At 69.3% G+C, this 15,133-nt stretch carries 11 protein-coding genes and 1 pseudogene; 5 read left to right on the forward strand and 7 right to left on the reverse strand.

All coding sequences use genetic code 11. The annotated features are described in order from the left end of the window. Positions 1-594: pseudogene (locus A5732_RS26470) on the forward strand (hypothetical protein); the annotation flags it as partial. A 44-nt stretch (positions 595-638) separates the two neighbouring features. Here the strand turns inward: A5732_RS26470 and A5732_RS26475 are convergent. Continuing rightward, on the reverse strand, positions 639-1,787 hold the full coding sequence (locus A5732_RS26475) for an AI-2E family transporter (protein WP_076103861.1): 1,149 nt from the start codon (positions 1,785-1,787) through the stop codon (positions 639-641). 180 nt (positions 1,788-1,967) lie between these two features. Between A5732_RS26475 and A5732_RS26480 the strand changes: the two genes are divergently transcribed. Beyond that, positions 1,968-3,164, forward strand: coding sequence for a lysylphosphatidylglycerol synthase transmembrane domain-containing protein (locus A5732_RS26480; RefSeq protein ID WP_081389616.1), 1,197 nt, complete (start codon positions 1,968-1,970; stop codon positions 3,162-3,164). A 29-nt stretch (positions 3,165-3,193) separates the two neighbouring features. Here A5732_RS26480 and A5732_RS26485 read toward each other — a convergent pair whose 3' ends face one another. After that, a complete protein-coding gene (locus A5732_RS26485) occupies positions 3,194-3,748 on the reverse strand; it encodes a hemophore (RefSeq protein ID WP_076103864.1) in 555 nt (184 codons plus the stop codon). A 354-nt stretch (positions 3,749-4,102) separates the two neighbouring features. Between A5732_RS26485 and A5732_RS26490 the strand changes: the two genes are divergently transcribed. Continuing rightward, the gene (locus A5732_RS26490; RefSeq protein WP_076103866.1) at positions 4,103-7,150 is read left to right on the forward strand and encodes an MMPL family transporter; all 3,048 of its coding nucleotides are present in this window, start codon (positions 4,103-4,105) and stop codon (positions 7,148-7,150) included. Next, positions 7,147-7,683, forward strand: a complete 537-nt coding sequence (locus A5732_RS26495) for a transcriptional regulator (RefSeq protein ID WP_076056147.1) — start codon at positions 7,147-7,149, stop codon at positions 7,681-7,683. Before A5732_RS26490 ends, A5732_RS26495 begins: the two co-directional genes overlap by 4 nt. 6 nt (positions 7,684-7,689) lie before the next feature. Here the strand turns inward: A5732_RS26495 and A5732_RS26500 are convergent, their stop codons facing one another. Beyond that, positions 7,690-8,373, reverse strand: coding sequence for a hypothetical protein (locus A5732_RS26500; RefSeq protein ID WP_076103869.1), 684 nt, complete (start codon positions 8,371-8,373; stop codon positions 7,690-7,692). After that, complete coding sequence (locus A5732_RS26505; protein ID WP_076103872.1) at positions 8,370-9,050, reverse strand: hypothetical protein; 681 nt, start codon at positions 9,048-9,050, stop codon at positions 8,370-8,372. The genes A5732_RS26500 and A5732_RS26505 overlap by 4 nt, the downstream gene beginning before the upstream one ends. A gap of 41 nt (positions 9,051-9,091) precedes the next feature. Between A5732_RS26505 and A5732_RS26510 the strand changes: the two genes are divergently transcribed. Next, the gene (locus tag A5732_RS26510) at positions 9,092-11,080 is read left to right on the forward strand and encodes a M13 family metallopeptidase (RefSeq protein WP_076103874.1); all 1,989 of its coding nucleotides are present in this window, start codon (positions 9,092-9,094) and stop codon (positions 11,078-11,080) included. Here A5732_RS26510 and A5732_RS26515 read toward each other — a convergent pair. The 3 genes from A5732_RS26515 to A5732_RS26525 all read right to left on the reverse strand — a co-directional run bounded on the left by A5732_RS26515 (position 11,064) and on the right by A5732_RS26525 (position 15,108). After that, positions 11,064-13,304 carry a molybdopterin-dependent oxidoreductase gene (locus tag A5732_RS26515; RefSeq protein ID WP_076103877.1) on the reverse strand — a complete coding sequence of 747 codons (2,241 nt, stop codon included), beginning with the start codon at positions 13,302-13,304 and terminating at the stop codon, positions 11,064-11,066. The genes A5732_RS26510 and A5732_RS26515 overlap by 17 nt on opposite strands. After that, complete coding sequence (locus A5732_RS26520) at positions 13,294-13,896, reverse strand: TetR/AcrR family transcriptional regulator (RefSeq protein WP_076103879.1); 603 nt, start codon at positions 13,894-13,896, stop codon at positions 13,294-13,296. The genes A5732_RS26515 and A5732_RS26520 overlap by 11 nt, the downstream gene beginning before the upstream one ends. Before the next feature lie 168 nt (positions 13,897-14,064). Beyond that, positions 14,065-15,108, reverse strand: coding sequence for a L,D-transpeptidase (locus tag A5732_RS26525; RefSeq protein WP_076103882.1), 1,044 nt, complete (start codon positions 15,106-15,108; stop codon positions 14,065-14,067). Positions 15,109-15,133: the final 25 nt, after the last annotated feature.

Consider the following 15,133-nt stretch of genomic DNA (forward strand, 5'->3'; position numbering starts at 1 on the left):
CATAGCTACCCCCCCGCCGCCCCCACGCGCCCCCCGCTCACCGGCCGGCCCGCGCGGCCGCCGGTTGCGGCCAGCCTGGTCGCCGCGGCGCCGCGGCCCCCGCACGACCCGACGCACCCCGGAGCGCCGGAGCCGTCGCGGCCCGCACGCCCCACGGACCCGCGGCCCGCGCAGGAACCGGCCGCGAGCACCACGCGCATCCCGTCCCGGCCCAGCCAGCCGACCGAGGCCAAGACGACGCGCTTCTCCGCCCAGGGCGCGCCCGGCCGTGACCGGCCGGCCGAACCGCGCCCCGCCAATTCCGCGCCGCCGGCGCCGCAGCGGCCCCCGGCGCCGGCTCCGGCGGCACCACCGTCCGGCGATCAGACGCGGGCCATCCCGGTTCCCGGCAACCGGGCCGACGACAACGGCGACGCCGCCGAACCCACCACCGCCCTGCCGAAGATCCGCCCGGAAGGCAACGAACCCGAAGCGGCCACCGAGCAGGCGAACGCGCGCGGTCAGGGTGAGAACGGCGACCCGGCGCGACAACGCCGGCGCTCCGGCGGCGGCCTGTCCGCCCAGGATCTGCTGCGCCGCGAGGGACGGCTGTAGTCAGCCGCCCGGGCGGCGCTCAACGCCGCGAAAGGGCTTGAGCCTCAGGCGGATTCGTCCTCGGGTTTGTCGGGCTCGGCCTGCAGGATCGCGTTCTTGTCGTCCGTCTCCTCGACCTGTTTCTCGGCTTCGGCGGACGGATCGGGCGCCAACAGCACCTGGATCGCGTTGTTGAGGAACGCGACCGTAGGTACGGCCAGCAGGGCGCCGACGATCCCGGCGAGCACGCCGCCGGTGGAGATGGCGAGCACCACCCCCAGCGGGTGAATGGAGACCGCGCGGCCCATCACCAGCGGTTGCAGCAGATGGGCCTCGATCTGGTTGACCGCGATCAGCAGGCCCAGCGTGATCAGGGCGTACACGATGCCCTTGGCCAGCAGCGCGACCACCACGGCCACCAGGCCCGAGATCAGGGCACCGACCAGCGGGATGAACGCGCCCAGGAACACCAGCGATGACAGCGGCAGCGCGAGCGGGACGCCCATGATCGCCAAACCGGTGCCGACCCCGGCCGCGTCGGTGAGGGCCACCAGGAAGGTGGCCCGCACGTAGCCGATCAGCGACCCGTAACCGGCGTTGCCGGCTTCGTGCACCCGGCCGCGGACGTCCGCCGGGATGATCTGCACGACGTACTGCCAGATGTTGCGCCCGCCGTAGAGAAAGAAGATCAGCGTGAACAGCACCAGCACCGCCGCGGTGACCAGCTCGGTGACGGTGGCCGCGGTGGACAGCGCGCCGCTGGTCAGCTTCGCCTGATTGTTGTGCAGCGCCTCGATGGCGGCGTTGCCCGCGCTGTTGATCTGTTCGTTGCGCAGGTGCGCCGGCCCGTTGATGAGCCAGCGGCGCGTCGACTCGATGCTCTGCGTCACCTGTTCGGTCAGCCCGGGCAGGCCGTCGATGAACTGCAGGATGACGAATGCCAGGATGCCGCCCAGGATCGCGAAGCCACCCAGCAGCACCAGCGCCACCGCGCCACCGCGGGGCAGGCCCCGCTTGTCCAGCCAGTCGACCACCGGCACCAGCAACGCGCTCACCAGCAGCGCCACCAGCACCGGCACGACGATGACTTCGAGTTTCTTCACCACCCACAACAGGGCGACCACGGCAATCAGGATGACCAGCAAGCGCCAGGCCCAGGCGGCGGTCTTGCGGACAAGGGGTTCGACCGACGCGTCGTCGGCGTTTGCTGACATCTGGCCAGCCTATCCGCCGCGGCCCACGCTCAAACGTGTGTTGAAGCCGTCTCACCGAGTGCTGCGCGGGGGCTGGCGCCATCGCCGTCGGCACGATCCGGTTACGACCCCGGAACTTCCAAGACACGGTAGGCGATGCGCAGCGATCGCCGCGCCACCTGCACCGTTACCCTAAATCACGTGCCGCACGACGCACCCGCCCACAAAACCACACCCCCGCGCGCGGGGGCAGCTCCCGCTTGCGGCGGCGAAACCCCGCGCGGGAAGTACTGGTGGGTGCGCTGGGTGATCCTCGCGGCGGTTGCCATCGTGCTTGCCGTCGAGGTTTCGCTGGGCTGGGATCAGCTGGCCAAAGCCTGGATGAGCCTGTATGAGGCGAAATGGTGGTGGTTGCTCGCATCGGCGGCGGCGGCGGCCGCATCGATGCACAGCTTTGCTCAGATCCAGCGCACGTTGCTCAAGTCGGCCGGCGTGAACGTCAAGCAGTTGCGCTCCGAGGCCGCGTTCTACGCCGCCAATTCGCTGAGCACCACGCTGCCCGGCGGGCCCGTGCTGTCGGCGACCTTCCTGTTCCGGCAGCAGCGGCTGTGGGGCGCCTCGACCGTGGTGGCGTCGTGGCAGCTGGTGATGTCGGGCGTGCTGCAGGCGGTGGGATTGGCTTTGCTCGGCCTGGGCGGCGCCTTCCTGCTGGGCGCGAAGAACAACCCGTTCTCGTTGCTGTTCACCCTCGGCGGCTTCGTCGCGCTGCTGCTGCTGGCCCAAGCCGTCGCGTCACGGCCGGAGTTGATCGACGGCATCGGCAGCCGGGTGCTGGCGTGGGTCAACTCGGTGCGCGGCAGGCCGGCCGACGCCGGCCTGGACAAGTGGCGCGAGACGCTGATGCAGCTGGAATCGGTGAGCCTGGGCCGGCGCGACCTGGGGGTGGCGTTCGGCTGGTCGATGTTCAACTGGATCGCCGACGTCGCCTGCCTGGGCTTCGCCGCATACGCCGCCGGAGATCACGCCTCGGTCGCCGGGTTGACGGTGGCCTACGCGGCCGCCCGCGCGGTCGGGACGATCCCGCTGATGCCCGGCGGCCTGTTGATCGTGGAGGCGGTGCTGGTGCCCGGCCTGGTGTCCAGTGGGATGTCGCTGCCTAACGCGATTTCGGCGATGCTGATCTACCGGCTGATCAGCTGGTTGCTGATCTCCGCGATCGGCTGGGTGGTGTTCTTCTTCGTGTTCCGCACCGAGAACATCGCCGACTCCGACGAGGACCCGATCACGGGTCCGCTACCGGTCGTGCCGCTGCAGGGCGACCCCCCGGCCGACCCGACCGAGACCGCACTGCAGGGGCCGTTACCGCCCGACCGGAATCCGGACGCCGAGGACCAGTAGCCGGGCGAAGCGGGTCGCCGCCATCGGGCCTAGCCGACGGTGTTGCCGCGCGACGGGCCCGGCAGCGGGTTGGTGGCCGCGGGCGGCGCCGGCTGCGGCGCGGCGGCCGGGGCGCCACCGGTGGTCCCGCCCAGCGGCGAAGCGCCCGGGGCGTTTCCGGGCAGCGCGGGCAGCCCACCGGCCGCGCCCTGCGCCTGCTGCATCAGCCCCATCGCCTGCGGGATCGAGATCGGCAACTTGCACTGCAGCGACAGGTTCGTCAGCGGCTGGGCAATGGACGTCATGTCACCGGCGACCTTGGGGTTCGCCTCGAAGTAGGACTTCAGCCCGTTCACCGACTGGGGCCCCGCCTGCTGCTGCAGCATCGAGGTCATCGTCTGGTTGGTCTCCGGGTGGGAATCCAGGTAGTCACCCATCGACTTGGAGACTGAGCCGATCGTCCGCGCGACCTCGCTGGCCGCGCACGGGTCGTTGGCACCGGTCGCCGGGGCGCCGGCGAGCACCGCGACGGCCACACCGGGCACGGTCGCGGCGATCAGTCCGGCGAAGATTTTGCGACCCCGTCCGGCGGTGGCTCTGGTCATGGACAACTCCTTAAGAGTTTGCGACGACCGCCGCATCGGCGCCTCGCAAACGACTGCGATAAGACGGCCCCACGCAACGAAGGCGTTCCCCCCGAATCCCCCGGGGGCCCGGCGGGCCATCCGACATCCTGCCACCGCCGATATCACCCCTGCCAGTCCGCACAAAGGCCGGGCCGGGATATGTGACCGAAATCCCGCTTGGTCACCGGTTCACAACGTCTTCGCAGCGTCTTGGCAACAACGCCGTCGCCGCAGCTCAGGAACTAGATAAGCCCGCATAATCCACAGGCCGCTGCGGTATCGTCGCCAACACGCGTTAGCGAGACCCCGGGGAGCGACAAAATCCAGCAGTTAATGATGCGCCTCAGCCGCAGCCTGCGTAGGTACCGCTGGTTGGTCTTCACGGGCTGGCTGCTGGCATTGGTTCCGGCGGTCTACCTGGCGCTGACGCAGTCGGGCAACCTGACCGGCGGTGGGTTCGACGTGGCCGGATCGCAGTCGCTGGCGGTGCACGACCAGCTCGAGGAGCTCTACCACGACCAGGGTGGATCGTCGTTGGCGCTGGTCGCCGCGCTTCGGCCCGACGCCAGCTACCAGGACATGAACGACGCCGTCGCGCAGCTGCGACAGATCGCGGGCGGCATCCCCGGCACCGCCGAGATCCCCAACCCCACCCAGCGGCCCCCGCAGCCGGACCGGCCCTACGTGCTCTCGGTGCGGCTGGATTCCCGTAACACCAGCGACATCGCCAAGCAGCTCCGCACCAAGGTCGGCATCAAGGGCGACCAGCCCGGCCAGACCGCGAACGGCCGCGTGCGGCTCTACGTCATCGGGCAGGGCGCGCTGTCCGCCGCCGCCGCGGCCAACACCAAGCACGACATCGCCGCCGCCGAGAAGTGGAACCTGCCGGTCATCCTGATCGTGCTGCTCGCGGTGTTCGGGTCGCTGGCCGCCGCCGCCATCCCGCTGGCCCTGGGCATCTGCACGGTCGTGGTCACCATGGGCCTGGTCTATCTGCTGTCCGCCTACACAACGATGTCGGTGTTCGTGACCTCGACGGTGTCCATGTTCGGGATCGCGCTGGCCGTCGACTATTCGCTGTTCATCCTGATGCGATTCCGGGAGGAGCTGCGCACCGGGCGCCAGCCCCGCGAAGCCGTCGACGCCGCGATGGCCACCTCCGGGCTGGCCGTGGTGCTGTCCGGCATGACGGTGATCGCCTCCCTCACCGGGATCTACGTGATCAACACCCCGGCGCTGAAGTCGATGGCCACCGGCGCCATCCTGGCCGTCGCGGTGGCCATGCTGACCTCGACGACGTTGACGCCGGCGGCGCTGGCGACGTTCGGGCGGGCGGCGGCCAAGCGGTCGGGCTTCCTGCACTGGTCGCGGCGGCCCGAGAGCACCCAGTCCCGGTTCTGGAACCGCTGGATCGGCTGGGTGATGCGCCGGCCGTGGGTGTCCGCGCTGGCGGCATCGCTGGTGCTGCTCGTGATGGCCGCGCCGGCGGCGTCGATGGTGCTGGGCAACAGCCTGCTGCGCCAGTTCGACTCGTCGCACGAAATCCGCGCCGGGGTGGGCGCCGCGGCCCAGGCCCTCGGTCCCGGCGCGCTGGGCCCGATCCGGGTGCTGATCAACTTCCCCGATGGCGGCGCGGCCTCCCCCGAACACAGCCACACCGTCGGCGCGATCCGCCAGCGGATGTCGCAGGCACCCAACATCGTCTCGGTGTCGCCGCCGCAGTTCGCCGAGGACAACGGCAGCGCGCTGCTGTCCGCGGTGCTGTCGGTGGACCCCGAGGACATGAAGGCCCGCGAGACCGTCGGCTGGATGCGCGCGCAGCTGCCCAAGGTTCCCGAGGCGGGCACGGCGCGCGTCGACGTCGGCGGCCCCACCGCGCTGATCAAAGACTTCGACGACCAGGTGTCGGCGACCGAGCCGCTGGTGCTGGCCATCGTCGCGGCAATCGCGTTCGTGATGCTGCTGGTCTCGGTCCACTCGGTCTTCTTGGCGCTCAAGGGCGTCCTGATGACGTTGCTGTCGGTCGCCGCCGCCTACGGCAGCCTGGTGATGGTGTTCCAGTGGGGCTGGCTGAAGGACCTCGGCTTCGCCCAGATCAGCTCGATCGACAGCACCGTTCCCCCGCTGGTGCTCGCGATGACCTTCGGGTTGTCGATGGACTACGAGATCTTCCTGCTCACCCGCATCCGGGAGCGCTTCCTGCATTCCGGTAACACCCGCGACGCGGTGGCCTACGGCGTCAGCACCAGCGCCCGCACCATCACCAGCGCCGCGCTGATCATGATCGCGGTGTTCGTCGGCTTCGCGTTCGCCGGCATGCCGCTGGTCGCCGAGATCGGCGTGGCGTGCGCGGTCGCGATCGCGGTGGACGCCACCGTGGTGCGGCTGGTGATGGTGCCGGCGCTGATGGCGATGTTCGCCCAATGGAACTGGTGGCTGCCGCCATGGCTGTCCCGGGTGCTGCCGTCGGTCGACTTCGACCGGCCGCTGCCCGAGGTCGACCTAGGCGACGTGGTCGTCATCCCTGACGACATCTCGGCGCTGGTGGCGCCCAGCGCCGACCTGCGGATGGTGCTCAAGTCATCCGCGAAGCTCAAGCACCTGGCGCCCGACGCCGTCTGCGTCACCGATCCGCTCGCCTTCACCGGGTGCGGCCGCAACGCCGCGCAGGCGTCGGGCCCGGACGAGGAGCAGACCCGCGGCCTGGGTCCCGCGCAGATCCCCCACCAGGTCGCCCTCAGCGAGGAGAAGGTCAGCGTCGGCGTTGGCGCCGGCGACAAGAAGCCCGGCACCAACGGCCACACCAACGGCTCCCCGGCGGCCAAGAAGCTGGTCGGCGGCCTGACCTCGCGCAACGGCATCGCCAAGGCCATCGCCGGGGCGGGCCGGCCCGTTCACCCGGTGACGCTGTGGCGGGGCCGCCTGTCGGTCGCGATCGACGCGCTGGAGACGGACACGGACACCGTTACGGCCGGCGACGGACCGAGATACGAGCGGCGCAGCCCCGTGGAGACCACGAACGTTCAGCTGCCCACCGGCGACCGGCTGCTGGTCCCGACCGGCGCCGAAACCCTGCGGCTCAAGGGCTACCTGATCATGTGCCGTAACAGTCGGCGCGACTATGCCGATTTTGCAGACATGGTCGATTCGTTGGAGCCCGAGACCGCCGCGGTGGTGCTGGCCGGAATGGACAGGTACTACTGTTGTAAATCATCCAGGCGGCAGTGGATTGCCACCCAGTTGGTCCGTCGACTCGCAGATCCCGACCCGTGCGATTACCCGGGAGACCAGGGATCGGAAGCCGACGGCAACGCGGACTGGGAGGAAATCAGGCAGCGCTGCCTGGCCGTGGCCGTAGCGATGCTGGAGGAGGCGAGGTGACGTTGGCACCCGACCGACGCCCCGCACCGCCGCCCCATCGGCCGGGCCCCGAACAACGTCCACGCGGCAATGGGCCGTCCGGGTCCTTTCAGGATCCCGACCAGCCGGTGGAGTTCTGGCCGACCGCGGCCATCCGGTCCGCCCTGCAGGGCGGTGACATCGCGACCTGGAAGCGCATCGCCGGCGCGCTGAAGCGCGACCCGTACGGGCGGACCGCCCGTCAGGTCGAAGAGGTCCTCGAAGGCACCCGGCCGTACGGCATCGCCAAGGCGCTGTGGGAGGTGCTCGAGCGGGCCCGCACCCACCTGGAGGCCAACGAGCGCGCCGAGGTGGCGCGCCACGTGCGGCTCCTGATCGACCGGTCGGGCCTGGCCCCGCAGGAGTTCGCGTCCCGCATCGGGGTCACGGCCGAGGAGCTGGACGGCTACCTCGACGGCAGCACCAGCCCGACGGCCGCGCTGATGATCCGGATCCGGCGGCTGTCGGACCGGTTCGTCAAGGTGAAGTCCGCCCGGTCCGCCGAAGCCAACTGATCTGGGCTACCTGACCGGCAGCACATCGGTGATCAGCCAGTCGCTGCCCCGCTTGGTCAGCGTCACCCGCAGCGCCGGCGCCGCCTGACTGGGCGGCTGTCCCGGGGTGTTCTGGGTGACCCGCAGGATCACCGCCACACTGGCCGCCGACGGCCCGAGGGCCTCGACTCCGGCCGACACCGTGGTGGCCTGCGCCGTGACGTTGTGCTGGGCCAGGTCGGCGCTGGACTTGCTGTACTGCTCTTTGAACGCGGCCGCATGCTCCGGGACGATCATCGCCGTGGCCCGGTCGATGGAGCCGGTCGGGGCGGTTGGGCTGAACGACGCCATCGCCTCCGCCATGCCGGTGGCGATCGCGACGACCTGGCGCGAGTCGTTGGTGAAGTCGTTGTCCGCCCTCGTCCAGTGCGTGTAGCCGGTCGCCACGGCCGCGGCCAGCGCCGCCGTACACAGCAGCACGACGGCCAACCGCAGCCCCGGGGCGTCATCGTCGGTGCCGAGGCTGACCGAGTCCCGACGCAGCAGCCAGAAATTGATCGCCACGCCTTCGACGATCAGCAGGATCAGCACCGAGCACGCCGACACCCACCACAGCGGCCAGCCGAGCACCAGCCCGATGGCCAGCAGGGCCGCGACCGCGGCCAGCGGGGCCAGAATGTCGAAGGCGAACAGCCGCCAGATGTTCCTCATCGGATCGACCCCAGTCCGGAGATCATCTGCTTGCCGTCCACGTCGGAGACGTCCAGCCGCAGGCTCCAATGCACGGTTTGCGGCTTGGCCCCGACGTTTTCGCTGACCGACGTGGCGATCACCATCACCGAGTCGGTTCGGCTCGCGAACGGCGGCAGCTTGGTGGTGACCGTCTCTCTTGGAGGCCTCGTGCCCGCCGGCTGGGTGTCTAGATCGTGGTGCACGGTTTCGATCGCCACCGCCTCGATCCGCCCGGCGCTCTTGGACTGCAGCTTCTCCACGACCGCCTTGTACGGCTGCACGGCGGCGTCGAAGTCGGTGTTGAGCTCGCCGACCGTCCCGTCGTGCAGCCGCTGCAGGCTGGCGTCGACGTTGCCGCTGTTCATGTTGATCAACACGTTCGCCCAGTCCGCGGCGGTCTGCATGGCGCGGCTCAGGTAGCCGCGCTCGGCGACCTGGTCGCGGTGGTCGGACCAGATGATGAAGCCGAGCACCACCGCGGCCACCGACAGCACACCGAGCACCGCCGACGCGATGCCGTAATGGGAGAAGACTTCGGCGCTTTCGGATTCGTCTTCGCCGACACCGTTGGAGTCGTCGTCGGTCGAGTCGTCGTCGGGGGCGACGTCAACGGAATCTTCTTCGGCAGGTGGCTCGGTTCGCTGGCCCTCGGACATGGCCCGATCGTCGCACCCGGAAAAGATGGAAGGATGGCGGGGTGACGAATACGGCCATCCGCTCGGGCATCGACCTGAGCTTTGTCGACGACAGCATCCGCCCCCAAGACGACCTGTTCGGTCACGTCAACGGCCGCTGGCTGACCGAATACGAGATACCGGCGGACCGGGCCACCGACGGCGCCTTCCGCCAGCTGTACGACCGCGCCGAAGAACAGGTGCGCGACCTGATCGTGGAGGCCAGCCAGCAGGGTTCGGCCGCTGCGGACGACGACGCGCAGCGCATCGGCGACCTGTACGCCAGCTTCCTCGACGAGGACACCGTGCAGCGCCGCGGCGTGCGGCCGCTGCTGGACGAGATGACCCTGATCGACGACGCCGCCGACGCCGACGCGCTCGCCCGGGCGATCGGCGCGCTGCAGCGCACCGGCGCGGGCGGCGGCGTCGGGGTGTACGTGGACACCGACGCCAAGAACTCGGCCCGCTACCTGGTGCACTTCACCCAGTCCGGCCTCGGGCTGCCCGACGAGTCCTACTACCGCGAGGAGCGGCACGCCGAGGTGCTGGAGGCCTATCCCGCGCACATCGCGCGGATGTTCGGCCTGGTGTTCGGCGGGGACCCGGCCGGGCACGTCCAGACCGCCGACCGCATCGTCGCGCTGGAGACCAGGCTGGCCGAGGCGCACTGGGATGTGGTCAAGCGCCGCGACGCCGACCTCACCTACAACCTGCGCACGTTTGCCCAGCTGCGGGACGAGTCGGTGGGCTTCGACTGGGCCGGCTGGGCCGGCGCACTCGGCGCGAACCCCGATGCCCTCGCGGAAGTGATTGTGCGCCAACCCGATTACCTGCGCACCTTCGCCGAACTGTGGCGCAGCGAGGACCTCGAGGTGTGGAAGAGCTGGGCGCGGTGGCGGTTGATCCGCGCGCGGGCCGCCTGGCTGACCGACGAGCTGGTGTCCGCGGACTTCGACTTCTACGGCCGGCGGCTGACCGGCACCGAGCAGATCCGGGACCGGTGGAAGCGCGCGGTGTCGCTGGTGGAGAACCTGATGGGCGACGCCGTCGGAAAGCTATATGTGCAGCGGCATTTCCCGCCCGGGGCGAAGGCCCGCATCGACGAGCTGGTCGCGAACCTGCGGGCGGCGTACCGGATGAGCATCAGCGACCTGGACTGGATGACACCGCAGACCCGGGAGCGGGCGCTGACCAAGCTGGACAAGTTCACCGCCAAGGTCGGCTACCCGTCCAAGTGGCGGGACTACTCCTCGCTGGTGATCCACCGCGACGACCTGTACGGCAACTACCAGCGCGGCTACGCGGTCAACCACGACCGTGAGCTGGGCAAGCTCGGCGGGCCGGTGGACAAAGACGAGTGGTTCATGACGCCGCAGACGGTCAACGCCTACTACAACCCTGGGATGAACGAAATCGTCTTCCCGGCCGCCATTTTGCAGCCGCCGTTCTTCGACGCCGAGGCCGACGACGCGGCCAACTACGGCGGCATCGGCGCGGTGATCGGGCACGAGATCGGCCACGGCTTCGACGACCAGGGCGCCAAGTACGACGGCGACGGCAACCTGGTCGACTGGTGGACCGACGCCGACCGGACCGAATTCGGCGCCCGCACAAAGGCTCTCATCGAGCAGTACGACACCTACACGCCGCGTGGCCTGACCGGCGACCACCACGTCAACGGCGCATTCACCGTCGGGGAGAACATCGGCGACCTGGGTGGCTTGTCGATCGCGCTGCTGGCCTACCAGTTGTCGCTGAACGGCCGGCCCGCGCCGGTGATCGACGGCCTCACCGGCGTGCAGCGCGTATTCTACGGCTGGGCCCAGGTGTGGCGCACCAAATCCCGTGACGCGGAGGCGATCCGGCGCCTGGCGGTGGATCCGCACTCGCCGCCGGAGTTCCGCTGCAACGGCGTGCTGCGCAACATGGACGCGTTCTACGACGCCTTCGACGGCGCGGACCCCGGTGCGCTGTTCTTGGAGCCGGACAGCCGGGTCAAGATCTGGAACTGACCGGCGTCAGCGCCTCGATCCGCGCGGGCACGTGCTTGTGCCACGGCGTGCCGGCGTAAGGATCGCGCCACTCGGTCGACGTGAGCGCGTTCGGCGCGACGCCGGGGGTGACGGTGCGTCCCTCGTCGTCGACGTAATCGAGCCCAAAACCGTTGGGCAGGGCGGCATGCCCGGCCATCATCGTCTCGGTGATCTCGATGGTGGCCTCGGCGCTACCCGCCGCGGTGCTGATCCGCGCCCGGCCTCCCGCGACCAGCCCGAGGGTCTGGGCATCCTCGACGCTGATCCGCAGCGCGCCCTCGGCGTCGCGTTTACGCCAGGTCGGGTCGCGGAAGATGTCGTTGGCGGTGTAGGCGCGCCGCTCCCCCACCGACAGCACGATCGGGAATTCCGCCGTGGTGAGCTGCGGTGGAATCCGCGATAGCGTCTTCAATTCGTCGAGCATCGACGGGATTTCCAGCGCGATCTTGTGGTCGGAGTGACTGATCAGCGTGAAGTCGTCCTCGTAGTTGTGCACGGTGAACGTCACCCCCGACGGGGTGTCCAGGATCGCGTCGAACAGGGCGTTGCCGTCGGCGTGCCCGGCGCGCCGCACCGCATCCGGATAACTCAGAGCGGTCTTTTGGGCAAGGCCCCACAGGGCGGCCGCACCGCGCAACCCTTCCGGCAGGGTCGGCCCGAGCGTTTCGTACAGCACGTACGGAAGTAGTTGCGCCACGGTCGGATTCGCCATGGCTCCGAGAAACGCCTCGGTGTAGGCCTGCCGGCCGTTTTGGGCGGCTTCGTGCAGTGGCCGCAGATCCGCGTCGTCCAGGACGCCGAGCGCCCGCACCAGCCGCGCCCAGATTTCCGGCTCGGCCAGGGTTCCCGGCAGGGGCTCCATCAATGGGCGGCGCAAGTGGAAGGTGTTGTGCGGGAATTCCAGGTTGAAGAAGGTGGCTTCCGGCTTCTCGAACTGGGACGCGGCGGGTAGCACATAATGTGCGAGCCTGGCGGTCTCGGTCATCGCGACGTCGATGACCACCATCAGCTCCAGGGCTTGAAAGGCCTCCCGGCAGGCCGCCGAGTTGGCCAGCGAGTGCGCGGGATTGCTGCTTTCCACGATCATGGCCCGGAAACGGGCCGGGTGGTCGGTCAGGATCTCCTCGGGCACCACGTTGCTGGGCACCAGCCCGGAAATGATCGGGGCGCCGGTGACCGGCGTGCGCCCGGAGAACTGGCCGAACAGCGGGGCGAAGGACGAATGTAGATGCTGGCCACCCTTTTTCGCGAAGTTGCCGGTGAGGATCCACAGCAGCTTGTTCAGGTAGGAGCACAGCGTGCTGTTGGGTGCCTGCTGCACGCCGAGGTCTTCGAACACCGAGACGCTGGCGGCCGTGCCGATGCGCCGCGCCGCCGCGCGCAGCAGTTCCTGGTCGACTCCGCAATGCTGGGCGTACTCGGCCACCGGGACCTCGCGCAGCGCGGCGCGCACGGCATCCGCGCCGCGCACGTGCTCGCCGAGAAATGTTTCGTTGCACAGGTTTTCCTGGACGAGAATGGCGGCCAGCGCGGCCAGGCACCACGCGTCGGTGCCGGGTCGCACCCGAAGGTGGAAGTCGGACATCTTGGCGGTGTCGGTGACCACCGGATCTATGACGATCATCGAGCGGGCCGGATCTTTGGCGATCTCGTTGAGCACCACCCTGGCTCGCGGGAAGCTCTGCGACATCCACGGGTTCTTCCCGACGAACACCGCCACCTCGGCGTGCTCGAACTCGCCCCGGGTGTGACCGCCGTACAACTGACCGTCGACCCAGGCCTCACCGGTTTTCTCCTGCGCCAACGCATTTGAGCGATAGCGCGAGCCCAACGCCTTCAAGAAGGCGCCGCTGTACGCCCCGCCCAGGTGGTTGCCCTGCCCGCCGCCACCGTAGTAGAAGATCTTGTCGCCGCCATAGCTGTCGCGAATGTGCTTGAAGCCCTCGGCGATCTCGACGATCGCCGTGTCCCAATCGATCTCCTCGTAGCTGCCGTCGGCGCGGCGCCGCAGCGGGGAGGTCAGCCGGGCGCCGCTGTTCTGATAGTGGTCCAGCCGCAGCGCCTTGTTGCAGGTATAGCCTTGCGAGGCCGGGTGCGCCTTGTCACCGCGGATGCGGGTCAGCCGGCGGTCGTCGACCTGGACGACGATGCCGCAGTTGCATTCACACAGGATGCACGCGCTGGATTGCCATTTACCGGTCATCGTGGGTTTCCTTTCCGAGCGCCTGACCAGAAGACGCCGCCGCCAGCAGGTCGCGCAGCTGGCGGTGGACGACATCGAGGGGCATCAGGTCACGTCGCACCCGCGCGAGCACGATCGCACCCTCGAGCGAGGTGGTGGCCATCACCGCCAATTCGCGCGCCCGCTCCGGCGCAATGCCGTCGGCGATGAACCGCGCGGCGATCAGGTCCGTCCATCGGTCGAAGACCGCCGCGGCGCGTTCGATCACCATGCGTTCGGCGTCGTGCTGCTCGCCCGCTTCAACCGAGACGGCCACGATGGGGCAGCCCGCGCGAAAGTCGCTGTCGAGGAGCTGGCGACGGTACTGGTCGATCAACGCGTCCAGCAGTTGCTTGCCGTCCTCGGCGCCGGTGATGACCGCGGCGACGTACTCGCCGGCGTAGTCGACGGCCTCGCACAGCAGCTGGGTGCGCCCGCCGGGAAAGTAGTGGTAGGCCGATCCGCGGGGTGCGCCGCTGTGCTCGAGCACATCGGAGATCGCGGTGGCGCGCGCCCCGCGCTCCCGGATCAGCAGCGCGGCAGAAACGATCATCCGCTCGCGGGGACCACGCATCGCAGCTCCTCAGGTATCGCGGTTATGTATGATGCTATATATAATTCGGGCCCAAGCGAAAGCCCCCTTGCTGCGGATCGCCCGGTTGCTAAGCGCCGTGGCGGCCGCGCAGACGCGAAATCGCCCATCTCCGCGAGGAAATGGGCGATTCTGCGTCGTTGAAGCGGGTTAATTCAGCCAGTCGGCGGATCCGTCGTTCTTCTTGTAGTTGCCACCGCTGGAGTTCTTCACGACGATCGGGTCACCCGGACCGAAGTTGTCGAAGAACCACTTGGCGTTGGCGGGGCTGATGTTGATGCACCCATGGCTGACGTCGCGCTTGCCCTGGTCGTCCACCGACCACGGCGCGCTGTGCACGTAGTCGCCGACGTTGTCGAAGCGGACCGCGTCCTCCACCGTCACCTTGTAGCCATAGGTCGAATTGACCGGCACGCCGTAGGTCGAGGAGTCCATCACCACCGACGCCTTCTTGTCCTGCACGTAATAAGTGCCGTTGGGGGTCTGGTGATTGCCCGACGTCATGCCCATCGACATCGGGATGGTCTTCTCCACGGTGCCGTTGCGGGTGACGGTCAGCTGATGAGTCGCGTCGTCGGCCGTGGCGATCAGCGAGTCGCCGGTCTGGAAGGTGGACACGGTGCCGCCGGCGTCGACGGTTACCGCGGTGTGCGCGGGCCAGAAATTGATTGGGCGCCAGCGCAACTGGGTCGGGGTCATCCAGTAGAACTTGCCCGGCACCGGCGGAACCGACGAGACGTGCACGGCGCCGATCGCCGCGTCGGCGTTCTCGACCGTCCCGGGGAAGTTGATGATGATCGGCTGGGCCACACCCACGGTCGAGCCGCCCTTGGGCACGAACGACGGCGGCCCGAACGGGGGCGTGCCGGTGAACGGCGTGTTGTTCTGCCCATCGGCCGCGGCCGCGGTGGGTTGTTGCGCGCCCGGCGGAAGCCATGGCGGCGGCGCCAGCGGGTTGGGCGGCGGCGGGGCCGCCAGCGGGTCGGCCGGCGGCGGGGGCGCCAGCGGATCGGGTGGCGGCGGCGGTCCGGGCGGGGCCGCGACCGCACCCGGGTCAGCGGGCGCGGGGTCCGGATCCGCCAGTGCGGGAGCCGCACTCAGCACCAGCACCAAGCCCATGACGGACGCCAAGCCGGCGGCGTTCAGAGCGGCGAAGAGGCCCTTCTTAGTACCGGCCCTCGTCCAGCCCGACATATGCATACCTCCACTCGTGGTCTCG

The organism is Mycobacterium colombiense (assembly GCF_001953985.1).
GTDB lineage: Bacteria > Actinomycetota > Actinomycetes > Mycobacteriales > Mycobacteriaceae > Mycobacterium > Mycobacterium colombiense_B.

Coding starts and splice junctions, on each gene's coding strand:
- A5732_RS26475 (WP_076103861.1), bottom strand. CDS start 1,787: ATGTCAGCAAACGCCGACGACGCGTCGGTCGAACCCCTTGTCCGCAAG.
- A5732_RS26485 (WP_076103864.1), bottom strand. CDS start 3,748: ATGACCAGAGCCACCGCCGGACGGGGTCGCAAAATCTTCGCCGGACTG.
- A5732_RS26490 (WP_076103866.1), top strand. CDS start 4,103: ATGATGCGCCTCAGCCGCAGCCTGCGTAGGTACCGCTGGTTGGTCTTC.
- A5732_RS26500 (WP_076103869.1), bottom strand. CDS start 8,373: ATGAGGAACATCTGGCGGCTGTTCGCCTTCGACATTCTGGCCCCGCTG.
- A5732_RS26505 (WP_076103872.1), bottom strand. CDS start 9,050: ATGTCCGAGGGCCAGCGAACCGAGCCACCTGCCGAAGAAGATTCCGTT.
- A5732_RS26515 (WP_076103877.1), bottom strand. CDS start 13,304: ATGACCGGTAAATGGCAATCCAGCGCGTGCATCCTGTGTGAATGCAAC.
- A5732_RS26520 (WP_076103879.1), bottom strand. CDS start 13,896: ATGCGTGGTCCCCGCGAGCGGATGATCGTTTCTGCCGCGCTGCTGATC.
- A5732_RS26525 (WP_076103882.1), bottom strand. CDS start 15,108: ATGTCGGGCTGGACGAGGGCCGGTACTAAGAAGGGCCTCTTCGCCGCT.